This is a genomic window from Flavobacterium sp. LK-23, from assembly GCF_058135255.1.
The window spans coordinates 98,902-123,643 of the sequence record NZ_JBYUVT010000008.1 but is presented as its reverse complement, the minus strand read 5'-3'; the positions used below and the strand labels follow the sequence as shown (position 1 = coordinate 123,643).

Annotated in this window: 26 protein-coding genes; 7 read left to right on the top strand and 19 right to left on the bottom strand. The window is 33.3% G+C overall.

The features are described from left to right. Window positions 1–24 precede the first annotated feature (24 nt). The 10 genes from AC3Y25_RS13855 to AC3Y25_RS13810 form a co-directional block, all read right to left on the bottom strand. Window positions 25–210 carry a hypothetical protein gene (locus AC3Y25_RS13855; protein ID WP_489903146.1) on the bottom strand — a complete coding sequence of 62 codons (186 nt, stop codon included), beginning with the start codon at window positions 208–210 and terminating at the stop codon, window positions 25–27. Window positions 211–226: 16 nt separating this feature from the next. After that, window positions 227–661, bottom strand: a complete 435-nt coding sequence (locus AC3Y25_RS13850; protein ID WP_489903145.1) for a hypothetical protein — start codon at window positions 659–661, stop codon at window positions 227–229. A gap of 11 nt (window positions 662–672) precedes the next feature. Next, complete coding sequence (locus tag AC3Y25_RS13845; protein ID WP_489903144.1) at window positions 673–1,533, bottom strand: hypothetical protein; 861 nt, start codon at window positions 1,531–1,533, stop codon at window positions 673–675. Between the two features lie 106 nt (window positions 1,534–1,639). Then, the gene (locus AC3Y25_RS13840) at window positions 1,640–2,143 is read right to left on the bottom strand and encodes a hypothetical protein (RefSeq protein WP_489903143.1); all 504 of its coding nucleotides are present in this window, start codon (window positions 2,141–2,143) and stop codon (window positions 1,640–1,642) included. A 276-nt stretch (window positions 2,144–2,419) separates the two neighbouring features. Further along, complete coding sequence (locus AC3Y25_RS13835) at window positions 2,420–4,036, bottom strand: TlpA disulfide reductase family protein (RefSeq protein ID WP_489903142.1); 1,617 nt, start codon at window positions 4,034–4,036, stop codon at window positions 2,420–2,422. Between the two features lie 137 nt (window positions 4,037–4,173). Beyond that, window positions 4,174–5,067: a class I SAM-dependent methyltransferase gene (locus tag AC3Y25_RS13830; RefSeq protein WP_489903141.1), complete on the bottom strand. Its 894-nt coding sequence runs from the start codon at window positions 5,065–5,067 to the stop codon at window positions 4,174–4,176. 7 nt (window positions 5,068–5,074) lie between these two features. Continuing rightward, window positions 5,075–5,539: an Mpo1 family 2-hydroxy fatty acid dioxygenase gene (locus AC3Y25_RS13825; protein ID WP_489903140.1), complete on the bottom strand. Its 465-nt coding sequence runs from the start codon at window positions 5,537–5,539 to the stop codon at window positions 5,075–5,077. Between the two features lie 45 nt (window positions 5,540–5,584). Then, complete coding sequence (locus tag AC3Y25_RS13820) at window positions 5,585–6,100, bottom strand: DUF2199 domain-containing protein (protein ID WP_489903139.1); 516 nt, start codon at window positions 6,098–6,100, stop codon at window positions 5,585–5,587. A gap of 2 nt (window positions 6,101–6,102) precedes the next feature. Further along, window positions 6,103–7,350, bottom strand: coding sequence for a TMEM143 family protein (locus tag AC3Y25_RS13815; RefSeq protein WP_489903138.1), 1,248 nt, complete (start codon window positions 7,348–7,350; stop codon window positions 6,103–6,105). A gap of 513 nt (window positions 7,351–7,863) precedes the next feature. Then, window positions 7,864–8,328 (bottom strand): hypothetical protein, encoded by a 465-nt coding sequence (locus tag AC3Y25_RS13810; protein WP_489903137.1) that lies wholly within the window; start codon window positions 8,326–8,328, stop codon window positions 7,864–7,866. Between the two features lie 323 nt (window positions 8,329–8,651). Between AC3Y25_RS13810 and AC3Y25_RS13805 the strand changes: the two genes are divergently transcribed. Next, window positions 8,652–9,071, top strand: coding sequence for a DoxX family protein (locus tag AC3Y25_RS13805; RefSeq protein ID WP_489903136.1), 420 nt, complete (start codon window positions 8,652–8,654; stop codon window positions 9,069–9,071). A 137-nt stretch (window positions 9,072–9,208) separates the two neighbouring features. On the opposite strand, the gene AC3Y25_RS13800 is transcribed toward AC3Y25_RS13805, so the two are convergent. The 4 genes from AC3Y25_RS13800 to AC3Y25_RS13785 all read right to left on the bottom strand — a co-directional run bounded on the left by AC3Y25_RS13800 (window position 9,209) and on the right by AC3Y25_RS13785 (window position 12,282). Then, complete coding sequence (locus AC3Y25_RS13800) at window positions 9,209–9,670, bottom strand: hypothetical protein (protein WP_095928611.1); 462 nt, start codon at window positions 9,668–9,670, stop codon at window positions 9,209–9,211. Window positions 9,671–9,861: 191 nt separating this feature from the next. Then, window positions 9,862–10,419 carry a tetratricopeptide repeat protein gene (locus AC3Y25_RS13795; RefSeq protein WP_489903135.1) on the bottom strand — a complete coding sequence of 186 codons (558 nt, stop codon included), beginning with the start codon at window positions 10,417–10,419 and terminating at the stop codon, window positions 9,862–9,864. Window positions 10,420–10,510: 91 nt separating this feature from the next. After that, window positions 10,511–11,224, bottom strand: a complete 714-nt coding sequence (locus AC3Y25_RS13790) for a LytR/AlgR family response regulator transcription factor (RefSeq protein WP_489903134.1) — start codon at window positions 11,222–11,224, stop codon at window positions 10,511–10,513. Continuing rightward, window positions 11,200–12,282 (bottom strand): sensor histidine kinase, encoded by a 1,083-nt coding sequence (locus tag AC3Y25_RS13785; protein ID WP_489903133.1) that lies wholly within the window; start codon window positions 12,280–12,282, stop codon window positions 11,200–11,202. Before AC3Y25_RS13785 ends, AC3Y25_RS13790 begins: the two co-directional genes overlap by 25 nt. Before the next feature lie 89 nt (window positions 12,283–12,371). Here AC3Y25_RS13785 and AC3Y25_RS13780 point away from each other — a divergent pair, with 89 nt between their 5' ends. From AC3Y25_RS13780 to AC3Y25_RS13755, 6 genes are all read left to right on the top strand, one after another. Continuing rightward, window positions 12,372–13,361 (top strand): DUF6268 family outer membrane beta-barrel protein, encoded by a 990-nt coding sequence (locus tag AC3Y25_RS13780; protein ID WP_489903132.1) that lies wholly within the window; start codon window positions 12,372–12,374, stop codon window positions 13,359–13,361. Window position 13,362: 1 nt separating this feature from the next. Beyond that, window positions 13,363–13,608: a hypothetical protein gene (locus AC3Y25_RS13775; RefSeq protein WP_489903131.1), complete on the top strand. Its 246-nt coding sequence runs from the start codon at window positions 13,363–13,365 to the stop codon at window positions 13,606–13,608. Between the two features lie 241 nt (window positions 13,609–13,849). Then, a complete protein-coding gene (locus tag AC3Y25_RS13770) occupies window positions 13,850–15,382 on the top strand; it encodes a SulP family inorganic anion transporter (protein ID WP_489903130.1) in 1,533 nt (510 codons plus the stop codon). A gap of 24 nt (window positions 15,383–15,406) precedes the next feature. After that, complete coding sequence (locus tag AC3Y25_RS13765) at window positions 15,407–16,120, top strand: hypothetical protein (RefSeq protein WP_489903129.1); 714 nt, start codon at window positions 15,407–15,409, stop codon at window positions 16,118–16,120. 334 nt (window positions 16,121–16,454) lie between these two features. Further along, window positions 16,455–17,363, top strand: a complete 909-nt coding sequence (locus tag AC3Y25_RS13760) for a helix-turn-helix domain-containing protein (protein WP_320492846.1) — start codon at window positions 16,455–16,457, stop codon at window positions 17,361–17,363. 93 nt (window positions 17,364–17,456) lie between these two features. Further along, the gene (locus tag AC3Y25_RS13755) at window positions 17,457–18,296 is read left to right on the top strand and encodes an oxidoreductase (RefSeq protein ID WP_489903128.1); all 840 of its coding nucleotides are present in this window, start codon (window positions 17,457–17,459) and stop codon (window positions 18,294–18,296) included. Window positions 18,297–18,713: 417 nt separating this feature from the next. On the opposite strand, the gene AC3Y25_RS13750 is transcribed toward AC3Y25_RS13755, so the two are convergent. The 5 genes from AC3Y25_RS13750 to AC3Y25_RS13730 all read right to left on the bottom strand — a co-directional run bounded on the left by AC3Y25_RS13750 (window position 18,714) and on the right by AC3Y25_RS13730 (window position 24,678). Continuing rightward, window positions 18,714–19,913 carry an alkaline phosphatase family protein gene (locus AC3Y25_RS13750; RefSeq protein WP_489903127.1) on the bottom strand — a complete coding sequence of 400 codons (1,200 nt, stop codon included), beginning with the start codon at window positions 19,911–19,913 and terminating at the stop codon, window positions 18,714–18,716. Between the two features lie 453 nt (window positions 19,914–20,366). Further along, entirely contained in the window at window positions 20,367–21,998 is a 1,632-nt protein-coding gene (gene groL / locus AC3Y25_RS13745; protein ID WP_095928620.1) for a chaperonin GroEL, read from the bottom strand. 83 nt (window positions 21,999–22,081) lie between these two features. Then, window positions 22,082–22,357, bottom strand: a complete 276-nt coding sequence (locus AC3Y25_RS13740) for a co-chaperone GroES (protein WP_008467105.1) — start codon at window positions 22,355–22,357, stop codon at window positions 22,082–22,084. A 143-nt stretch (window positions 22,358–22,500) separates the two neighbouring features. Continuing rightward, entirely contained in the window at window positions 22,501–22,845 is a 345-nt protein-coding gene (gene secG, locus AC3Y25_RS13735; protein WP_095928621.1) for a preprotein translocase subunit SecG, read from the bottom strand. Window positions 22,846–22,848: 3 nt separating this feature from the next. Next, window positions 22,849–24,678, bottom strand: coding sequence for a tetratricopeptide repeat protein (locus tag AC3Y25_RS13730; protein WP_489903126.1), 1,830 nt, complete (start codon window positions 24,676–24,678; stop codon window positions 22,849–22,851). Window positions 24,679–24,742 lie beyond the last annotated feature (64 nt).

The following is a 24,742-nucleotide window of genomic DNA, read 5'->3' as shown; positions in this document are numbered from 1 at the left end:
ATGTTTCAGCTTTGGTTTGTTGTATTATTTTTTCTTAGAATTTCTAATAATATAATAAACCGAAAACGCAAAAACTACAATATATATAACTGCCAATGCAGGATTCTCAAATTTTAAGCTTTTAAGATCAAATTGCTTGTATAAAGTTACGCCTAAAATGATGGCTACGACCCAAAAAACAAATGTAATAGGTTGGTTTTTATTTTCCATGGTTTTAAGTTTTTAATTAATAATCTTCAAACGACTTGTCATCGTCCCATTCCTTTTGACTTAAATATTTTGCGCATAAGTCGTAGCGCTTTATTATTCCTTTTTCTGGATTTCTATTGTATTGAAAAATCCATATTTCGTTTTCAATAATTCTAATTCTGCGAAACTTTTTGGTGTCGCAAGCATCCATTGAACAAATATGTACAGATCTTTTTTTTAAAATTTCATGACCTTTTTCGTTAATTACTCGATCAATTATAATGATTTTTTTATGACGTAGTTTCCAAAAAATAAATTTCCGATCTTTCTCTATTCTGTCTGATTTAAGTACTGCGCTTTTAATAGAACATTTGTGTGTTTTGAAATTGACGCTTTCATCTTCATTAGATAATTCATTAGCATTTGCTGTTTGTAGCGAAATGAAACTAAATAAAATTAATGTTCTAAGCATTGAGTTGAGATTTACAGTTTACTTTGTTCAGCACTTAAAATATCAAAAATAGTCTCACTCTTAAAGTTTTCTAGAAACAAATTGATTAGAGGAATCGTTGGGCTTTTCGGATATTTTTTCAAGAAACGATTAAACTCCTGAATGTTTTCCGGATAAATATATTTTTCGTCTGAAGACCTTTCGGCTGTTGGCGTATTGTCTTGACCCACCAGATAATCCATTTGATAACTTTTGTATTGCTCTTTTACAGATGGAATTAATTTTGAATTCGGGTATTTGGCCATAAAATTTTCCCACGAAATGATTCGGTCGCCCAAATCTTTAAAAGAGATTACAAGTCCTGCATCTGCAGAATAGAGCGACTTATTTTCTTCACTCTTTAAGTACAGATAATCTTTATAGTCATTCGTTACATAATCTTTGAAGATCTTATAATAGAAATCATGAAGCGGATCTATTTCAACATATCCTTCTCCAATTTCAGAATACTCCAATTCATGTTTAGAAAGTCTTTCTCCCAAAAGTTTAACCGCTTTTTTGTCGGCTTCGTCTTCATTATAAAACTTATCCAATACTCCAGATTCTTTTGCGGCGATCTCTTGCAATAAAGTGCCATTTGCTTCAAAATATTTTTCATACAATGCATTGGCAGCTTCTCTATTGGGCAATGATTTTAATTGGAGAACCACTTCATTTTTGTTTTTAGAAAACTGTTCTAATAAGTTAGAATCTGATTGTGCTGTTTTGGCACCATCTTCAACTTTAACACTCTCTTTTTTTATTTCTGCTTTGCCAGAAACGCTTTTATTAGTTGTTTGTTTGCAAGAAGAAAGTAAAATTAAAAAAGTAATAGCGATAATGAAATTTTTCATTTTATAGGTTGAATTTTTTGTAGTGTTTTTTAAATAAAAAAGGACAAAAAGATAAAATTCTTCTTTGCCCTTTATTTTTTTTAGAAATGAATTAGATTAAAGAAAATTACAAAGACTTAAACTCGCCTGAGCCTTTAAAGTCTTTTGACTCTGAGTATACTTCTATACCAAGAAGTATCCATTTTCTAGTTCCTCCAACCTCATATTGAAAGGCGTTTTTCTTTTCTGTTTTATTTATAATAATGTACTGTGTAGACCATGTTGTACCACAAACAAATCCAATTCTTTGAATCATTGCTGAAGTAGCATTTTCGCCATCGGAGTTAGCATACAATTCGATTTTTGAAAGGAGATCTTCTTCAAGAACAATATTTGAAAAATAGTTATTGTGATGTAAAGACTGCGTTTTGGTTTCCCTATTTTCAAATTCAAATTTTTTATCTTTTTCCTCTTTGCTTGGCCTTGCGATAAAAGATAAAGCAAAAAAAGAAAAAAGAATCGCAGCTGAAAGGCTAACTTTGTTGCGAATTTCTGAAGCCGTTTTTGTACAAAAAATGACAAGCCCTAATACTGTGGCAATGTTTACTATCGCCCAAATTAACTGTATCATAAAATTAGTTTTGGTATATCAAATGTACATTTTATTTTAAAAATAAGAGAATACCTATTTTAATTGTTCATCAATAACTGCTGCGATATCGGTATTTGAATAATCGTAAGCCAGAATAGTTCCGTTTTTGTCAATAACAACTCGCGTTGGGATGCCGTTTACTTTGTAACTGGTAACTACTTCTGTCTTTGAATCAAAAACAACGTTGAAGTCAAATTTTTTATCAGTGATATAAGCAGAAACTTTTTTAAATATATCTTCTTCTTTACCATTTTCCTAAGTGTTTACAAACAAAAAGGCAACATCTTTTCCTTTGTATTTAGTTACTAAATTCTGCATCTTCGGAAAAGAAGCTTTACATGGTCCGCACCAAGTTGCCCAAAAATCAAGAACCACCACTTTACCTTTATAATCAGAAAGTTTTGTTTCTTTTCCGTCTAGATTTTTTAAGGTAAAATCAATTGCATTCGTACTTCCAAATCTTTCAATTAGATCTTTGCTTTTGTTTTCTTTTGCTTTTGCATCTGTTTTTTGCTCAATGGCATTAAATTCTGCAAGAGGCAATTTCTTCTCGATATAAATCTCTTTTAGTTTAGCAAGAAATACTGATGATGTATTGCCTTTACTAATTTCGTCGTCAATATAAGCTTTTACTTCGTCTTTGCTTTTTACCTTATCCATCATGGTCAAATAGCGGTCTTTTCCACCAGAATCCAAACCGTTATTCTCTTTTACGGCACTTTGATATTTAAACGCCTCTTCATATTTGCCTTGTTTGTAAAGCAAAAGTGCATAAGTGTCTGCAAACATATTAAATGACTCTTTATATGCAGGATAATAGCTTTCTTTATTTCTCTGTTCAAGCAAATACATTGCTCTCTCAGATACTTTTACAACAAAATTAAGATCTTTTACTGGCGTAGTAAGGTCTCCTCCCGATTTCCCCCAAGCAAAGTCGTTGTACAAATCACTAGCGTTTTTTAAATATGGTTCTAATGCAATTGCTTTTTCATATTGTCCATTCTCCAAATATACCGTTAGTAAAGCGCGATAAAAAGTTCTCGAAGATTCTGCTGAAATATCTTTAAACTTGGCGTTGTAAGTCTTCATGCTTTCCATAATCGAAGCCTCCGTTTTATTGGGTTGATCGTAGAAGCTTCGCATAAAAAACATTTTTTCAAGTTTACCTGTAGGATACCTAGCCGAAATTTCTTTTCCAAGTTTTTCAGTTTCTTCAGGTTTACTGCTGCCTTGAGAAATATTGTAAGCAAGAGTTAAATACTCTTCGGTGTTTTTTTCAATGCATTTTGATGCGAAAGCATTGAGATCTTTTTGGCCTTCTTCGGCATTAAGAGACTTCTTTAAATACAAATAATTTACAGCATCTTTGTCTTCTCTTAGTTTTGGATATTTTGCAAATAAAGCGTCATAAGCGTCAATAACATTTTCTTTTTTGGTATCTAATTTTAGGTTTAAAAAATGATTCCCATAATTTCTCATGAAAATTTGGTTCATCAGAGATTTTCCTAATTCAATATCATTTTGTGTTTTTAGCAATACCGAATAACCTTGGTCTTTATTGCTGTCAGCGATTTTGTGCAGATCATTTATAGTTACCATAAGCACTCTAGCCGAATCGGAAACTTTTGTGGTGAATTCATAACGTTTTCCATCCTTTTTTAAAGAAACTAAATCATTAGAAAAATCATCTGAAATAGCGTACAAAACATTTGCTTTAGCATTGTCTTCTATAACAAGACCTTGCGGTGGTTCGTACATATAGGTATTGGGTTTGCCTACATTGAATTTATTGTTTTTTAAATAGATTTTTCCACTTTGAGAAAAAGCAGAGTTAAAGATTGCAAAGAGGAGTAAAAGAATAGTTTTTTTCATTTGTTTTTGGTTTTTTGATTGATGATTTCTTAAATTTTAACGAATGCTAAATTATACAATGTTGCCTTTGTACGATTTTTATTAAGAAAATATTAGCATAAAAAACATATAATAATTTCAGAACAATCAAAAAGAAGTTAGATCGTAGAAGAAAAATGGGGTTCTTTTATGCCAATTGCAGTCCGATAAAATTCGTAACCTTTTTCAGAGCGATCGGGGAGAAATCTTTCGCGGTATTCATCGGCTCCCAAATCTTCTAAAAGTTTGATTCCAAAAAGATTTAAAAAGCTAGGCACTTCTTTAGGGAGTAAACCAAAAGTCCAGTGTTCTTCTATATTTTTAAGATCTTCTAACAATTTTTCTCCTCCTAAAAAAGCATCAGGATTTTGAAGAATATCTTTATGTACGTAAGTGAAAATAATTTGACTGTTGTGGGCAAATTTTGAAATAAACGAAAAAGTACTTTTTACCGCTTCTTCGGTTAAATAATTGGTAACACCTTCCCAGATTATCGTGGTAGGTTTTGAAAAGTCAAGATTGTGTTTTAATGCCAGCTGATTTAGATCTTCTTTGTTAAAATCAATTTGAAGAAAAGTCACATTTTCTGGAATTTTACCGATACGTTTCTTATAGATTTCAGCCTTAAAATTTGAAGTATTCGGATGGTCGATTTCTATTACGGGAATCGATTTTAGAGAATCAAGGCGAACTGCTCTGGTGTCAAATCCGGCACCTAAAATAATGACTTGTTTTACGCCTTCGGAGATCGAATTTTCCAGTAGACTATCAATATATTTTGTTCTTGCAATTCCAGAAGAAAGAGCTCCTGGAATCTTTTTGTTTATGATGCCATTGATGTATTTTCTAAAAAAAGGAAATTGAGACAGACGTACTGCAAGTCTCAGTTTAAAGTCTATAAAATGTATGGCATAAGGATCAGAAAACAATCTTTCGTTCTCATTGCGTTTCGTTTCCAATGCTCTAAAGAAGGCCATATATTGGGCCGTTCTACTTGTTTTTGCAGCTTTCATTCTGCTTTTATTTCTTCGAAAATAAATTCTCTACCACCCAAGCTGGACCAATCAATAAAAACTGAAGATCTTTAAGGAATGAAGGTTTTTTGCCTTCGATATTATGCCCATAAAATTGTCCAATCCATGCCAAAGCAAAGACACCAATCGAGAAGATCCATAACGGCACCAATTGCGAGATGTAATAATTGACAACTAGGCAAAGCATAGAAAAAATGGCAATTTTAGCCGCCATTGCAATCGATAACCTGATGTAAAAAATGAGAACAAAAAGCAAAACCAGAAATGCCCAATTTTCAATAATAGGTGCATTTAATTGTAAGGTATTGGAGATTATCGTACTCGGAATACTCATAAGTAAACCAACGATCGAAAAGTAAATAGCAGGGACACAAATATAATGTATCGCTTTGTTTTTTGGGTTCTGATGACTTACGGCATATTCTGCAAACCATTGATCTAATGTTCTCATTTTTGTGGTTTTAAGGTTAGATGCGTAAATCTAATGAAATTTCTTTTAGGTTTTACCGTGCTCTATTTTCATTATTTCATCGACAATTGAAATGGCTTTCTCTAGTGTAATTCCGTTTTCTTGATCTAGCGTCAAAGGATGATTTTCTTCAATCATTTTTATTTCGGGAATTAAGCCTAAACCTTGTTCGATTGCAATTGTTTTAAGCGAAATAGTTTTGCCATAAGTAGGCACATTGGTTTGCATCCAACCAAAATAAGGCTCTTGATTTACTCGATTTGGATCTTCCCATAAGTCCATTCGCACACAGAAATTATCTTCACTTATCGTTGTCCAAACATTAAAAACCAAATCTTCATGATAATCTAGAATAGGAATGGTTAATCTGCCACGATGAAAAAAATGTTCTTCATCGATGTAACACCAGCTTCCTCCGAATTCAATTCTTTTTTCTCTTTCTTCGGGTGGAATGGAAAAATAATAAGCAGGAAATTCATTTCCAAAACACAAAGGCATTTCATCAAAAACCTCTCCGCAGCAAGAACATGTGTAGGTATACATTTTTAATTTTTTAAAGAATCAACTTTCTGGTTATACTGAAAAACATTATCCCATAATTCATCAATGGCAACAAGTGCTTCATTGAGTCGAATGACATTCCATTTTCCGTTAGTTTCTATTCCTAAACCAGTGCTTTTTAGTTTTGCTAAAGCATCGTTTACATCAAAATCCAAATCGGTATTTAGTTTGGTTTTAAACCAAGATTCTATTTGATCGTCTAGCTCTTCGGCGGTTAAAGATTTTTCACTTTCGTGCAAAAAAGTATAGGCAAGAATCGTTTCTTTCAAAGCTTCTTCTTCAGAAGAATTTAATAAAGAATAAAATGCGCCGCTATTGTTACCAACATTCTTAAAATACAAACTGTCTGAAAGTGTTTTAGAATATCGGATTTTTTTGTTTATAAAATTGTTGTATTGACGGAAACAATACGCTCCTAAAATTCCAAGTGCAATTAAGCCTTGATTTAAGGACGTTTTACTGTTTAAGAGATCAATTGTTTCGCCCGTTTGATAAGCTTCGTACATATTAATCAAAGCAGGAATCACTTTGGCGCTTAATAGAGAAAGTCCACCAAAAACACCCGGAACCCAAAGCAATAATTTATCCTTCAAAGACATTTTCGGAATGGCATTAGGGAAAACCGTTTCGAGATCATTCTTAGGAACACGTTTAAAGATCTTTAATGCAATAGAACCTGGATCGATTGGCATTTTGCCCAATTTGACTTTCTTTTCTTTGAGGTAATCTGCATCACTGTAATTGAGGTAAATAAGAACACGATCGTAATATTCAATCTCCACTTCTTTGGTCCAGAAAAAATATTTTTTGACTTTTTCTTTTGCTTTATGATGCCCACGCGCGTAGAGCTCAAAATCTTTAAAAGCATTAAAATCGATGGCAAGATTCAGACCCACCAAATCAGATTCATTAAAGGCTTCGTCTAATGCGGTCTGATTGATTCTGTAGTAATTGCCACGCTCTAAAACTTTAAGAAGTGTTTCCTTAAAAACAGGAAAATTGCTTTTATTGATAAATTGTTCACGTTCTTTTTCGCTTAAATCGGGATCGTAAAGCGCGTAATGCTGTTTTAGATTTCGATTAAGATTAAAAGATTCGTAATGATAATAATGCTCGATAATTTCGAACAATTTCTTAAAATCGCTAACCTTTTCTGGATTTTCGGCAAAAGCTGCGATTTGCTGTTCCAGTAAGAATTCTTTGTTGAATGGAATATAATGTTCTCTAGTCATTTGGACTTTAATTTCGTGGCATTTACAGAACGCAAAAATACAGCCTGAAATTTGATTTTAGGCTTTATGCGTGATGTTTTTTTTACCGCAAAGAGCGCTAAGAATTTTTAATTAGAGACTTAGTAAAACCGCAAAGTTCGCAAAGCTTTATAGCAACATAGTTTTCCCGCAGATTTTGCAGATTAAGCAGATAAAACAAAATCTCTTAGATCTGCTAAATCTGCGAGAGAAAAACTTTGTGAACTTTGCGTAATTCTTTGCGCTCTTTGCGGTAAAAAAAACATCACAGTTAAAAACAAAAAAAAAGTGAAATTTCCAATCGGTACCAGCGATTTGAAATTCCACTTTCTGTTCCAAAAAAAAAGTGACAAAAAATTAAGAAGCTCTCTAGAAGCTTTTTTAGAAACTAAAAATTATTTACCGCAATATTACCACTAAATAAAATGGTGGCTATAGGTGTTTTTACCTGTTTTTGTAAACGGTTGTAGATTTTGAGTAACTGAGCCGCAAATGTTATTGTAACACCGTTTTCTTTAGTTCGATTACGCCTTGAATGTATTTTATTAATTCTTCTTTGGTTACAGCAAAAGGAGCTTTTTCTGCCTCGAATTTTAAATACAAATTGGCAATGCTTTCGGCATCAAGATTTTCTGTAAGGTAATGATGTTCTGAATATTGTATAAGATGATCTACAAAAAGTTCGCGTAACTTTCCTTTTTCGACTGTTTCAGGATCGCTTTCTTTTATTTTTTCGATTACAGATTCTGGTAAATCGATTGTGAGATACATACAATCGACAGAAACTTTTGAAAGCATTTCTTTTGGGACTCTTCCTGTGGCATCGCAATAGGCGCATGGTGCGGGAACCCATTTCAATTGTCGGTTTAAACGGCGGATATCATCCCAATCAACAAATCTTTTTCCAAGGCATCTTGGACATTTTACAGTAGATCTTTTAAAAAGATTAAAAATGGACATTGGTTATTAAATAGCTTAGGGGTTGGTTTGCGGCGAATTTAAAGAATTAAGTAGGAAAAGTTACTTTAATCTATACTTTTTTTAAGAAAAGAATTAACAAAATTGCAAATTTGTATATTTTGAGAGAGGATTAGAGGCAGGGAAAAAATAGTTTTGGTAACAATATTAGGCGATGACAAAAACGATAGAAATCATTTTTTGTTTTCAATTAAAATAAGAGGATATGGTTATTAAACAAAAACAACATTAAAAATATAGAAAAAATCTCACTTTATTTCTTGTAAATTTGATAGAAAGTTCATTTAAAAAAATAATAATTAGATATGGAACATATAAAAACTTCAAAGCTTCAAAATTTTATTCGAATATTTTTGGGATTGTTTATGATAACAGCTGCTATCGGACATTTTACTTTTCAGAGAACAGATTTTCAGGCACAGGTTCCCAACTGGGTTCCTATGGACAAAGATTTGATAGTTATACTTTCTGGAATTGTCGAAATTGCTTTAGGTTTGGCAATGGTTTTTTTAACCCAATACAAAGTGAAAGTCGGAATAGCGCTGGCCCTATTTTACGTTTTAGTTTTTCCAGGAAATATAGCGCAATACCTAAACGGAACTTCTGCCTTTGGACTCGACACAGATCAGGCGCGATTAATACGATTGTTTTTTCAACCCGTTTTAATTTTTCTGGCTTTATGGTCAACTGGGGCACTTGCTACGTTGTTTAGAAATAATAAATAAGGAGAGCAAAATATTTAGGTTTTTTTAAAGTAAGAGATTTCTTGAAATTAAAAAACTTTGCGTTCACACAATACGCTTGCTCGACAGGTGCTATAGAAGCTATTGCTTATTTCAAAAGGAAAGATTAAAAGTAGCCTCTATGAATTAAATTTTTCTAATTCGATTGCTTCATTAAAGTAATTTGTAAAAATCTTAGAAAGATTTTCATCTTTAAATTTAATTATAGTGTAAGAGCTGTCAATTGCCGAAATTTCGATTGTAGAATTAGGAATTTGAAAATTTCCATTTTTCCATATTAGATCATTTCCTTCTGCGTAAGGTAAATTGTTTTCATCAATTACTATTTCGTTATCTTTTGGAAAACCAGATATTACGCCCCAAATAAATTGCGTTTGAGAATTTAGAATTTCATTAAATTCCTGACTTGTTAAAATAACAAATTCTTTCTCATAATTTATAGGAAGTTCCTTATCAGATATAAAATCTAAATCACTAATTACCCAATTATATTCTTGTATTTCGAATAAAATTGGTTTTAATATTTCTTTTAGGTTAGTATGGAATTCTAATTTATCTGATTTTTGAATTATCCAATTCATGTTTTTTATTTTGATGTTTATACGCAAAGATAGCGCGGATTTGCAATCCGTGTCCGCAACTATTAGACACAACTACTTGTAAACACAATTTTCCAAACTATACGGGCACGGATTGCAAATCCGCGCTATCGGGTTTTCGAGAAACGATTATAAACAAAAAAAGTCTATTTTTTGTTTCTTTAATATTTCGATTATTTTGAATTTCGAAGTTTAGAAATATTAACTTTTAATTCTTTAAGATTTTGATTGTCAGAATCAATTTTAAGTGATTTATCGGCATACATCAGCGATTCTTCATAATCACCCAGATCAAAATTTTCAATAGATAATCTACAGTAGAGACTTGCTTTTAAATTTAAATTGTCATCTCCAACAAGAGCTAATGCTTTTTTTGAAATTTCTATTGCCTCTTTATATCTTTTTGAAATTCCAAGTATATTTCCCAAAGTTAAATAAGGTTGAATATCATTACTCATGTAGCCTGTGAATATTTGTTGACTTTCTGTAAGTTCTATAATTTTGTATCTTAATATAATCTCTTCTTCAAAGTTTTTCTCCTCAAAGCTTTTTAGTTCAAGATTTCTCAACTCTTCAATATAAAGTAAAGAATCAAGAGTGTCAATATTATCTGGAAAAAGTTGGTGAGCTTTCAAAAGATATTTTCTAGCTTCTGTGTAATTTTTTTTATCTATATGTTCATGTGCTGTTAGAACATATTCTTCTGAAGTTGCATATTCTTCTTCTCTCATTTCTTTTAAATTTTTATTTTGTAAATATAAGTTTTTTACTACATACATATTTGAAAAATAAAATAAGAAATCAAAAAGTTAAACTTTCAAATTATTTCATTGACAAATTATTTAACAAAATCTGATACTTCCTTCCCACAGGAATAATATCACCATTAGACATTGTAAGATTTTTGGTTGTAACAGCAGAAATTTTGGTTGTATTTACAATATAAGATCTGTGAACTTGTACAAAATGCGCACAATCAATTTCAGCACTTATACTCGCAAGCGAACCGTAAATGACAATCGGAGATTTTAATTTACAGTTGTACAATTTCATGTAATTGCCTAGACTTTCTATGTATAAAATGTCAGAAAGAGGCGTTTCAATTACTTGTCCGTTCTGGCGGTAAGAAAGTACTTTTTCGTTGGTGCTGTTTTCTTTTTTAAGATTATTTCCAGAATGATACGTTTTGGCTTTTTCTATTGCCTTTGAGAATTTATCAAACGAAATGGGTTTCATTAAATAATCTATCGCATCGTTTTGGTAAGCCGAAAGCGCAAAGTCAGAATAAGCCGTTGTTACAATCGTAATTGGGCGCTTAGGCTGTAGTTCCATTAATTCGACACCCGAAATTACAGGCATATTAATGTCGAGAAAAATAATCTCGTATTGGTTTTCGTTGAGCAGTTTTATGGCTTCCATACCGTTAAAAGCGCTTCCAGAATGTTCCAGTTCGTCAAACTTCGAGATGTGCGAAATCAAGGCCTTATGTGCCGGCGATTCGTCATCAATTATCAGACAGCGGTAGGTAAGTGCCATATGGTCAATTTTACGGTAAATATATTTTTATCTTTTTTACAGCTTAAATTGTGTTTTAAGCCATAAACTTCCAAACGTCTTTTTAGATTTTCAATTCCGATTCCTGTGCTCGAAAGTCGCGAACCCGAATCGAGATAATTGTTTTTTAAGGTAAAAATAACGCCTCGGCATTGTACTTTCAAATCCAGATTAATAAACGGTTCTACTGTTTCGGCAGAAAACTTGACAGCGTTTTCAACCAAAGGCAGAAAAAACAAAGGCGGAATCTCAATTTGACCGTGCAGACCTTCAATGTTCTGTTTTACGGCCAGTCTTTCGTTTCTAAACGTATAATATTCGATGTATTTTTTAATAAAGGCGATTTCTTCTTCCATAGAAACAAAATCCTTTTTAGAAGCTTCAATTTGGTAGCGTAGCATGTCTGAAAGATTTAGAATTCGATCTGGAACTTTGTCGGGTTCTGCAAGGGCTTCTCCATAAAGATTATTCATTGCATTCAATAAAAAATGCGGATTGAGCTGCTGTTTTAAAAACGAAAGTTCAGACTTAAAATTCATGATATCTTTGTCGGCCTGACTCATTTTTTTGCTAATAACAATATGCAGGAAGTAAAAGAAAGAACCGTTTATAATAAGCGATAAAATCTGTAGCGTCTTGAAGTTTCCTAATCCGACAAGTGGGAAAAACCAATTCATAAAAAAGTAGAAGCAAGTCCAATAAACGGCAAGAAGCGTAAAGAAGATTTTAAACTTTTTATGAAACAGAAAAGGTTTGATAATGCAGATGTTGAAAATGGTGATCCAGACAATACACGGAAAATAGCCCACTGCAATTTTGCTGAGTATATAAGACCAGCTGTGCCCGTCGAGTTTTATTTCGTCGTAAACACAAGCGAGAATGACTAAGTAAACAAGTGTGTTTACGAGAAGATTTCGTAGAAAGAAGTTTTGATAGATTTTTGCGATTGTCATAACGGCAAAAATACTATAATCGTATAGTTTATAATCATTTGAAAGCGATAATTTATACCAACGCCATTCGTATAAATCATACGCCACTGGTATAAAATTGCTATAAAAAGAGAGACATGTCAATTACTTTTGGATCCAAGTTTTATTTATACCCCAAAATAATTTATCCTAATTGTATGAAATCTAAAATCATGTCGCTTGTGTTTGTTTTTTCCACTTTTCCAATCATGGCTCAGGAAAAAGAGCCAGGTGTCAAAACCTTTGCAAAAGCCGTGGTTGATAAATTTCCGAACACACGAACTTTTGATGTGCAATATGAAGTTTTAGGGCCATCAAATTACGATTCAAAATTATTGGGAAATAAATTTGAAAGAGGGAGAATCGAGGAGCACAATCGTTTCAAAGCCGCTTTCAATCTTCCGTTTTACGCTTCAAAATCTAAAAAGTTAGTTTTAACAACTTCGCTTCGCTATAAATATGAAAATTTTGGATTTGGAGATGTTTATAATTATCAAACCAATCAAACGTATACGAAGGAGAATCAGGAATTTCATTTTTGGGCAGGAGCACTGACAGCAACTTATATGTCGACACTTTTTAAGAAACCAGTTATTTACAATGCAACGGCGACTATTGACGGCGACGAAGAAAAACTGCAGCGTTTAAAAGGTTTTGCATCGGCAGTTTTAGTGCTTAAAAGAACACCTTCGACCACCATTACCGCTGGGGCTTTAGTATTGCTCGATCCATCATCGATTGTACCTGTTACGCCGCTTTTTTCTATAAACCATAAATTCAAACAATCAAAATGGGATATGGACTTTATTTTGCCTCAGCGTATTTTGTTTAGAAGAGAATTGTTGGAAAATGGAAGAATTTCGTTAGGAACAGAATTGAATACAGAAAGTTTTTATTTGAACTTAGATACTCCAACTTTAAAAGGGGTTTACGAATTGAACCAGCTAGAGTTAAGATCTGGAATTACTTATGAATATAGTTTTACTCCCAAACTGATTGCATTTGTAAAAGGCGGTTTTAATAATGTGGTAAGCGCGCGACTTACAGAAAGAGGAGAGCGAACGAACCGATATGTTTACGATCAGAAAGAAGATACACAAGGCTATTTAAGATTTGGAGCTTCCTACAACCTTTTTAATAGAAAGTAAAATGTACAAGTTAGAAGAATTAAAACAAGAAGAAATGATAGTGGAAATTTTTAAAACCAATGTTGAGAAAAAATCTGACGGAGATTACATACTTGCAGTGATGAAAAATCGGTTTCCAAATTATAAAATCAATTTTGATTTGGAAGATTGTGATAAAATATTGAGAGTTGAAGGCTTTGATTTGCAGTGTAATACTGTAATGAATCAAGTAAGCGGTTTAGGTTATACTTGCGTGCGATTGGAATAATTTTAGATTTTAAATCAGGGGTAAATACGCTATCGTATTTGCTTTTTTTGTAAGTATTTTGTGTAATATTTTAATTCCAAAAATAATACTGAAATGATAGGTTTTATACTTTCTCTTTTTCTTTTTCTTCTCGAACAGCTATCCTGATTTAGCTGTTTATTCCTTATAAGGGTTTTTGAGCCACTTTTTATGCTATAAAAGGTTTGTTCTTTTTTGCGTATTATTTTTTTAATTTTGCGCCATGAAAAAAACATTCCAACTCTTTGATTTTAGCCAGAAAGTCAATTATAAAAACGAAATTTTAGCGGGCTTAACTGTAGCCATGACTATGATTCCAGAATCGCTGTCGTTTGCTATTTTAGCTGGATTTCCGCCATTAGTTGGGTTGTATGCTGCTTTTATTGCGGGATTGGTTACGGCTATTTTTGGAGGAAGACCCGGAATGATTTCAGGCGGAGCTGGGGCAACGGTAATTGTTTTGATTGCCTTAATGAAATCGCACGGAATTGAATATGTTTTTGCCGCGGTAGCATTGGGCGGTGTGGTTCAAATTTGTATCGGACTTTTTAAACTTGGAAAATTTATTCGATTAGTGCCGCAGCCCGTTATGTTTGGTTTTGTAAACGGTTTGGCGGTTGTGATTTTCATGTCGCAGCTAGAACAGTTTAAAACCATGGTGAACGGTCAGGTTTCTTGGCTTCAGGGAACTCCGCTTTACATTATGTTAGGTTTGGTCGCTTTGACCATTGCAATTGTTTTGATTTTTCCGAAGATTACAAAAGCGGTTCCGGCATCTTTAGTAGCTATTATGGTCGTTTTTGCTTTGGTCATTGTTTTTAATATTGAAACCAAAACGGTAGAAGATATTGCTTCGGTTCAGGGCGGATTTCCTCCGTTTCATATTCCGAATATTCCATTTTCTTTTGAGACTTTTAAAGTGATATTTCCGTATTCGGTAATAGTTGCGGCTGTAGGTTTAACAGAAGGTTTGCTTACGCTGAATTTAGTTGACGAAATTACAGGAACAAGAGGAAACAGCAATAGAGAATGTATTGCGCAAGGAAGCTCGAACATCTTAAACGGCTTTTTTTACGGAATGGGGGGATGCCCAATGATTGCACAAACATTGGTAAATCTTGGAGCTGGTTCTAGAGCTCGACTTTCGGGAATTATTGCTTCTCTGACCATTTTGATTATCATACTTTTTGGAGCACCCGTAATTGGAAAACTGCCCATGGCGGCCTTAGTTGGAGTCATGATGATGGTTGCGATTACGACTTTTGAATGGGCAAGTTTTAAGATTATCAATAAAATGCCTAGACATGATATTTTTGTTGGAATTCTAGTAGCTTTAATCACGATTGTATTGCATAATCTGGCTTTGGCGGTTTTAATTGGCGTAATTATTTCGGCTTTGGTTTTTGCTTGGGAAAGTGCCAAAAGAATTCGTGCAAGAAATTATATAGATGAAAAGGGAGTAAAACATTACGAAATTTACGGCCCATTATTCTTTGGCTCAACTGCTGCTTTTTTAGAAAAATTTGATATTCAGAACGATCCTGATCATATTATAATAGATTTTAAAGAAAGTCGTGTTTCTGATATGTCGGCAATAGAAGCTTTAAATAATCTGACAAAAAAATACAATCAGCTCAATAAAACAGTAGAGTTGCAGCATTTAAGCCCAGACTGCAGACAATTACTCAAAAATGCAGATGCTGTTATAAATGTTAATGTTATTGAAGATCCGACATATAAGGTATTGTCGAGATAATTAAAAATTTGAGATATATAAGTTATGGAGAAAAAATTAGTACTCAAAGCAGTAGAATATATTAAAGCAGATTATAATGATTTTGAAATAAGAAATTCTTTATTGGAAGAAGGTGCTGTTGAAGATGAAGTGGATGATATTCTTCAGGAGGCAAACGCTATTCTAGAAGAAGAACAAGTACAAACAAATAGTAAGAAATACAAAATTTTCTTTATATTATTTATTCTACTTTTTGTATCTAGCTTTTATTATTTTTTGTTTTTTTTACCTGTTAAAATTGAGTCACCTTCAATATTTTATTCTTTATTAGGTTCAATTCTTATATGTCTTTTCGGCATTCTTTCTTTTGCTTATTTTGGTAGTTGGAGCAAAGATAAACTTCGAAAAAGTGGTGGTATTAATTTAAAATTTGATATTCTCCTTTTTTTGATGGCATTTCCAGTTCTTATTATGTATTTTATTGTTAATTCGGTATTTGAGAATGTTGCCGAAGATATGTTAAAAAAGAATAAGGTAGAAGTTGTAGGGACTGTAATGGCATATGCCGTAACAAAAAAAACAATAAGTGGACGCATTACAGATATTAGAATTGGAGTTGAGTTTAATACCCTTGAAGGCGAAAGAATAATTGCAGACAAAAAAATTTTGTCTTATGAGCTTAATCAAATTTATGAGGGACAGGAAGTTAATGTAATATACTCTAAGACTAACCCACATAATAATGATGTTTTATTTTGATGATGGAAAGCAAAGAGTCTCTGTTGGAACAAATTTTTAATTAGATAATGTGTCAATTTGATAATTAGATAATGATTTTGGAAACGTGTATCTGTAGAGACGCACTGCAGTGCGTCTACACAATATATATAAACAGCAAACCCGACAGGTTTTAAAACCTGTCGGGTTTGCTGTTTTTGTCAGGCTGAGCGAAGTCGAAGCCCGCGCGCTAGTTGGAACGCCCTTCGACTTCGCTCAGGGTGACAATCAGTTGATCATGAAATTTTCTAATTATCAAATTGACACATTCTCAAATTATCTAATTAGAACAATTTGATTTTCGTAACTTTGCCAAATGAAACTGACAGAAACACTAGAAGACTTTTATACAGTAAAAATAAAAGGAATGCCCGAGAATCTTAAAAAGGAAATCGGTCATTTTAATGTTTTTAAATTGGATGATTATGTTGGAAGTACTTGTAATCCATTGCCTTATACCAGAAAAGACTTTTATAAGATAAGTTTAATCATTGGTAAAAACAAAGTGCATTATGCAGATAAGGTTGTAGCGATTGAAGATCAGGCATTATTCTTTGCAAATCCGCAAATTCCGTATAGTTGGGAGCATATTGATGAAAATCAAACGGGCTTTTTCTGTATTTTTACAGATGCATTTTTTAGTCAGTTTGGAAATTTAAAAGAATATCCATTATTTCAGCCAGGCGGGAATCCTGTTGTTCCTGTTTCTGCAGCATTAGCAGAATCTCTAAAAACAGTTTATTTAAAAATGTTCGAAGAAATCAATTCTGATTATGCTTTTAAATATGATGTGCTTCGAAATCTGGTTTTTGAAATTATTCATTTAGCATTAAAAACACAAACCGTAACTGCTTCATTATATAGTAAATCGAATGCTACAATTCGCGTTTCTTCTTTGTTTTTAGAATTATTAGAAAGGCAATTTCCTGTCGAATCCATTTCACAGCAAATTAATTTTCGTTCGCCTTCGGAATATGCCAATCAGTTAAATGTACATGTGAATCATTTAAATAAAGCGTTAAAAGAAACAACAGGAAAAACAACTTCTCAAATCATTTCGGAAAGAATTGTTCAGGAAGCCATGATTCTTTTAAAACAAACCAATTGGAATATTAATGAAATTGCTTGGTGTTTAGGTTTTGAAGAATTGTCTCATTTTATTAATTTCTTCAAAAAAAATGTCCAGGTTTCTCCTAAAAATTATCGATTAGCAGAAATTGATTGATTTTTGCAACTTCTCACTTGATTGCTTTAATTTTTAAGAAGCACTTTGCCAATACTTTTGTCCTGTAATTATAAACGTAAAAATTTTAAAGTCATGGGAAATAACAAAGTTTGGTTTATTACAGGTGCTTCAAAAGGACTTGGATTAGAGTTAGCTAAAAAATTATTAGCAGAGGGTTTTAAAGTGGCTGCAACGTCAAGAAATGAAGCTTCTTTAAGTGCAGCATTAGGAAAAGCATCAGAGAATTTTCTTCCTCTTGAGATGGATTTAGTGGACGAAAAAAGTGTAAAAACAGCAATTGATAGAGCCGTAAACCATTTTAAAACAATCGATGTTTTAGTCAACAATGCTGGTTACGGATTGTTAGGAGCTTTAGAAGAATTAACAGATGCAGAAGCTAGAAAAAACTACGAAGTAAATGTTTTCGGATTATTAAATGTAATTAGAAATGCAATGCCTATTCTTCGTGCCAATCAATCGGGGCATATTTTTAATATTTCTTCTGTTGGAGGATATTATGGAGAATTTCCGGGTTGGGGAATTTACTGCTCGACTAAGTTTGCGGTTGCAGGTCTAACTGAATCTTTAGCGGCAGAAATTAAGCCTTTTGGAGTTCATGCTACAATTGTCTATCCAGGTTATTTTAGAACCGATTTCTTAAAAGACAGCTCGCTTTTAGTGCCAGAAAATCCAATTGCCGAGTATAAAGAAGTGAGAAAATCTGAAAGTGCTCATAAAGATGATATCAATGAAAATCAGCCGGGTGATCCAGTTAAATTGGCGGAAGCTTTAATTAAAGTAAGTCAGGACCAAAATCCGCCTTTGCATTTATTTTTAGGTGAAGATGCTTTTAATATGGCAAATCAAAAAATAGCAAGTGTTCAGAAAGAATTAGAAGGATGGAAATCGGTTTCGGTTTCGACTGGTTTTTAATGGGCCAATTTGATAATGTGTCAATTTGATAATTTGTCAATTAGAAAATGATTTAGCATCATGTATGTCTGTAGAGACGCACTGCAGTGCGTCTCACGCAACGTAACCACAATGATGGATATACGAAACCTAGACGCACTGCGGTGCATCTCTACAGATATATACTGTGCGAATTTGTTTTTTTGAATTGCCTCCAGCTTTTGCTGGAGGCAAGTATTTAGAATAGAAGAAAGGCTTTAGGCAAACTTTGTCGTTTGGCTAAAGCCTTTCTCTTATAAAGTTTAATTTTTTTACAGCGATTGTGTTTTTGTCAGGCTGAGCGAAGTCGAAGCCCACGTGCTAATTGGAGCGCCCTTCGACTTCGCTCAGGGTGACAATCAGTTCATTATCAAATTTTCTAATTGCCTCATTCTCTTATTAGCGAAGCATCGATTTTACATCACTTAACTTCCCGTCAATTTCGCCAATTTGCAGACCTAAAATATGAGCAATTAAAGGATAAACCGAAACATTCTGAAATGTTTTTACTGTTTTGTCAACTTTAAAAGCAGGGCCTTTTGCATAAAAAATAGCATGCATGTCTTTTTCTTCATTGTCATAACCATGCGTTCCGCCATTTATATGTGTGCTTTCTTTGCTTACTAAACTCCAACCTTTATCGGCTTCTATAACGAAATCATGCACACGTGGATTTGTTCCGTAATGTAGTCTCTTCGGAACTTCTGTCGATTTCCAAAATTTAATATGTGGCACTTTTTTCAAAGCATTGGCAATAGAATCCTGATAGCCTGGTTTTGCCTGCAAACTCATAATTGGATTGACAACATCCTTATATCCTAGCCATTCTGGTTTTAAATAATCTAAAACCGCTACTTTTTTATCGTTACTGATAGTGGCCATTCCGTGGTCTGAAACGATAATTAAATTGATTTGTTTCCCAATAGGCAATTGATCTAATCTTCTCGATATTTCGCCCATAATCGAATCCATTTTGATTACTGTTTTTTCGGTTTTTGGCGAAAGCGGACCAAAATTATGGCCCGTATGATCGGGTTCGTCAAAATATAAAGTAACCAAATGCGGACGTTGCTTTTCTGGAAGCTGTAACCATTTCATAACCGTATCGATTCTAGCGCCGTATGGAACTTTACCATCGTAGTTCTTGAAATAACTCGGATTTCTTTTGTCAATATCAGAACCTGGCCAAAAGAAAGAAGCGGTTTTTACACCTTGCTGTTCGGCTAAATTCCAAATCGGATTTCCGCCATAAAATCTCGAATCGTTTTTAGCATTACTAGATAATGAGAAAGATTGATTCAAAGAAACATCATAAAAAACATTATTGATGATTCCGTGATGATCTGGGTAAAGTCCCGTTACAATCGAATAATGATTTGGAAAAGTTTTACTTGGGTAAGAAGGTTTCATTGATTTGGCATGAACGCCTTCTTTTTCAATTTGTTTCAGATTCGGAAGATTATACATTTTGCCATAATCCCAACGAAAGCCATCCATCGAAATTAAAACAACATAATTGTCTTTGCTATTTTGGGCTTGTAAAAAAGTAGTAAGAAGTAAAAATGTAAAAGATAAAAAGTGAGTTGTGGATTTTCTCATTGTGCAATTTTATATAGAACCGCAAAGGTAGAGATAACAGATTTTTTAAAGAAAAAGAGAATGTTAAATAAAAAAGATAGCCACGACTCGACCGAAGAATAGCCACGAATTCACGAATTATTTTTTTATAATTGTATCTATTTTGTTAGCCACAGATTACACAGATTAAAAGGATTAAAATAAAATCTGCGAAATCTGTAGGAGTAAATTTTCACGCAGATTTAAAAAAGATTTAAGCAGATTTTTTAAATTTTAATCTGCATAGATCTGGCAAAATCAGTAAAATCTGCGTGAAAAAAATTATAGACAAAGCTTGGAAAATCCATTAAATCAATGAAATCTGTGGCAAAAAATAAACACACAGATTTGAAAATATAATTCGTGAATTCGTGGCGAACAAAAAAAGCGCTAGAAGTAAATCTAGCGCTTTTAATTTTTAAGAAGAGAATGAAATTACATCATTCCTGGCATTCCGCCTCCCATTGGCATTCCGCCTCCAGCATTTTCTTCTTTAATATCAATTAATGCACATTCTGTAGTTAAGATCATTCCAGAAACAGATGCAGCGTTTTCAAGAGCTACACGAGTTACTTTTTTAGGATCGATAATTCCAGCAGTAAGCATGTCTACATATTCGTCAGTTTTTGCGTTGTATCCAAAATCACCTGAACCTTCAGAAACTTTAGCCACAACAACAGAACCTTCAAGACCAGCGTTTTCAACGATAGTTCTTAATGGAGCTTCAACAGCGCGAGAAACGATTTGGATTCCAGTAGCTTCGTCAGCGTTGTCAGCTTTTAAGTCTGCTAAAGCAAGTTTAGCTCTTAATAGCGCCACACCACCTCCGGCAACGATTCCTTCTTCTACAGCAGCACGAGTTGCATGTAAAGCGTCATCAACTCTGTCTTTTTTCTCTTTCATTTCAACTTCAGAAGCAGCACCAACATAAAGAACTGCAACACCTCCAGCTAATTTAGCCAGACGCTCTTGTAATTTTTCTTTATCATAATCAGATGTAGTAGTTTCCATCTGACCTTTAATTTGGTTTACTCTGTTTTTGATGATATCAGCTTCGCCAGCACCGCTTACGATAGTTGTATTATCTTTATCGATAGAAACTCTTTTTGCGTTTCCTAACATTTCGATAGTTGTGTTTTCTAAAGTATAACCTCTTTCTTCAGAAATTACAGTTCCGCCAGTTAAGATTGCGATATCTTCTAACATTGCTTTTCTTCTGTCTCCGAAACCTGGAGCTTTTACAGCAGCAATTTTAAGAGCACCTCTTAATTTGTTTACTACTAAAGTAGAAAGAGCTTCTCCGTCAACATCTTCAGCAATAATCAATAATGGTTTTCCTGATTGAGCAACTGGCTCTAAAACTGGAAGTAATTCTTTTAAAGAAGATACTTTTTTGTCGTATAATAAAATGTAAGGAGAATCTAATTCAACTTCCATTTTCTCTGGATTTGTTACGAAATAAGGAGAAAGGTATCCTCTGTCAAACTGCATTCCTTCAACAACGTCAACGAAAGTATCAGTTCCTTTAGCTTCTTCTACAGTGATAACACCTTCTTTTCCAACTTTAGCGAAAGCTGTAGCGATTAATTCACCAATAACTTCGTCATTGTTAGCAGAAATAGAAGCAATTTGTTTGATTTTATCTGAGTCACTTCCAACAACTTTAGCTTGTTTTGCTAAGTCAGCCACGATAGTTTCAACAGCTTTGTCGATACCACGTTTTAAATCCATTGGATTTGCACCTGCAGCAACGTTTTTAAGACCTTCTTTTACGATAGCTTGAGCTAAAACTGTAGCAGTTGTAGTTCCGTCTCCAGCTAAATCATTAGTTTTAGAAGCAACTTCTTTTACCATTTGCGCACCCATATTTTCTAGTGCGTCTTTTAATTCGATTTCTTTTGCAACAGAAACACCATCTTTAGTAACAGTTGGTCCACCAAATGATTTTCCGATAATTACGTTACGACCTTTTGGTCCAAGAGTTACTTTTACAGCATTTGCTAATGCATCAACACCACGTTTTAATCCGTCACGTGCTTCAATATCAAATTTTATATCTTTTGCCATTTTAATTTTTGTTTAAAGTTTGATTTGTTTCAAGTTAAATGAAGTTATTAATTCTTAATACTTCGTACTTAATACAATATTTTTTAGATAATCGCTAAAATATCATCCTCGCGCATGATTAGATAATCAGTGCCTTCCAGTTTTAACTCGGTTCCTGCATATTTACCATAAAGAACAGTATCTCCAACTTTTACAGTCATAGTGTGATCTTTAGTTCCGTTTCCTACTGCAACTACAGTTCCTTTTTGTGGTTTCTCTTTGGCAGTATCTGGAATAAAAATACCTGAGGCAGTTTTAGTTTCAGCTGCAACAGGCTCAATAAGTACGCGGTCTGAAAGCGGTTTAATGTTTAAAGCCATGATTTTATATTATTATAAGTTATACGTTTTTTTCTGTTCTATAAACTTTCAGAAACTGTGCCATGCTGGAAAAACTGACATTATTTCTTAAAAAAAATGCCAGCTTTGACAGGCTGGCATTAGATTGTATATCGAGCTACTTTTTATTTTGCTGGTGCAGGTGTTGCAGGAGCAGGAGTAGTTCCTTGTGCTGGAGCTGCAGGTGCATTTACAGGAGCTTCAGTTTTATCAATGATTTTAGAATCTGTGTCGCTTAAAGATCCAGAGAAGCTTAAGCTAGAAAGTAAAATTAGCACAATTAAAACAGTAGCTAAAGTCCAAGTACTTTTATCTAAAAAGTCAGTTGTTTTTTGTACTCCACCTAACATCTGCGTTCCGCTGATAGTAGAAGACAATCCGCCTCCTTTAGGGTTTTGTACCATGATAACGATGATCAATAGAAAACAAACTATTGTAATTAAAACTAAAAAAATTGAAAATGTGCTCATTACTTAATTATTGTTATTGTTATTTTGTTGTAAAATCTTTATATCCGATATGCGGTCTGCAAAGAAAGTAATTTTTTCTGGATATTTCAAAATTAATATTTCATAAGCTTGAATTGCTTTTGTATATTTCTTTTGTTCCAGATATACTCTGGCCAGAGTCTCGGTCATTAAATATGAATTGTCTTCTATAACAGGCTCAATTTGAACTACTGGAGCACTTGTTCCAGGTTTAATTGGAGAGATTTTCGGATTGGTTTCGATAAATTTATCGATAATTTCAGCCTTCTTTTGTCTCTCTTCTTCTTTAGCCGCTTCAATTTTTGCTTGTTCTTCTGGAGAAATTTCATTTGAGCGGTCAATTGGTTCTGTTCGAGATAATTGAAGCCATTCTTGAAATGAATGTTTTTCGCTAAGAGAAAAATCCAAAGGTTTTCCAATTTCTAAATGTTCTGCAGCTGTTCTTGCAGGCTCATTAGGCTCTTCCTCTTCGATTATTTCTTCAATCGGCTCTTCATTTTCTTCTATAATTTGCTCTTCTTCTTTATCCTCAGATTGAAGAACTTCTAGGATTTCTGCTTTTGGTTCCTCAGGTGTTTTTGTTTCAGCTTCTTTAATCGAAGAAAGAATAGATCGTTCAACAGAATTCATTTTAAATTCTGGAATAATCATTTCTTCAATTACGCTGTCGTCTTCATCTTCTTCAACAACATTTAGAGCAGGTTCTTCTATAATAGGATCTGCTTTTGCTTCTTCAGCTTTTACAGGTTGTTCAATAGTTTTAGCTTCTGCTTCTTTAATCGAACTTAAAATAGAGTTTTCGACACGCTCATTTTTAGGTTCTTCAGCTTTTACAGGTTCTGGTAGAGAAGGTGTTTCAGAGCCCTTTATCGAACTTAAAATGGAACTCTCTATACGATCAATTTTAGGTTCTTCAGCTTGTCTAGATTCTGAAAACGGATCTGTTTCAACTTCTTCTTCAATATTATCTGAAATGGTAAGTTCAACAGAATCAATTTTCTGTTCTTCTTCTATTGTAGGTTTTTCAAAAGCTACAGTTTGCGCTTCTTTTATTGCAGCAAAAGTAGATAAATCTATTTCCGGAAGTGGTTTTGGTTTTTCCTCTTCTATAGGTTTTTCAAAAGTTATATTTTGTGCTTCTTTTATCGCAAAAATAGAAAAATCTATTTCTGGAATTGGTTTTGGCTCTTCTTCCTTAATTGATGGCTTTTCAAAAGTTATGGTTTGAGCCTCTTTTATGGCAAGAAAAATAGAAGGATCTATTTCTGGAAATTTTTTAGGTTCTTCAACAATTATTGGTTCTTGAGCTTTTATTTCCTCAACTTGTACAGGTTCTTCTTTTAAAGGTTCCTCAATTTTTGCAGATTCTTCAATTTTTGCAGGCTGTACAACCGAAGGTGTTTCAATAACCGAAGTTTGAGTTTCTTTAATTGTATCTGAAACAGGTAGTTCTTCAATATCGGTTTTTACTTCAATTGCTTTTTGAATCTGCTCTGGGGAAATTATTTCACTGTCAAAAACAGTAATTTCGAGAAGATCTCTCAATTTCTGTTCGTAAAAATCATTTTGAATAGAAGTGAAAGCTTCAGATGTAATAAAATCAAATAAAACAGAACGATCAGCCGTGTATGCTGCTGTAACTTTCAAAGCATAATTATACTTAAAACTATTTTGATTGTAAAGTCCTTTTAATCGTAATGCGCGTGCACTTTGAAAATACGGAAATTCGTTCAAAACACTTCCTAATGCGTCCGCCTGCTTTTCTGTAATAGCATCGGGTTTATTCATTAAGTAGGTATAATCGCTAACGTTCATTATTTGTTTTTTTGTTTGATCGGTTAATTGTTTATTTGTTTTTGCTTGTTTTATCGATTAAACG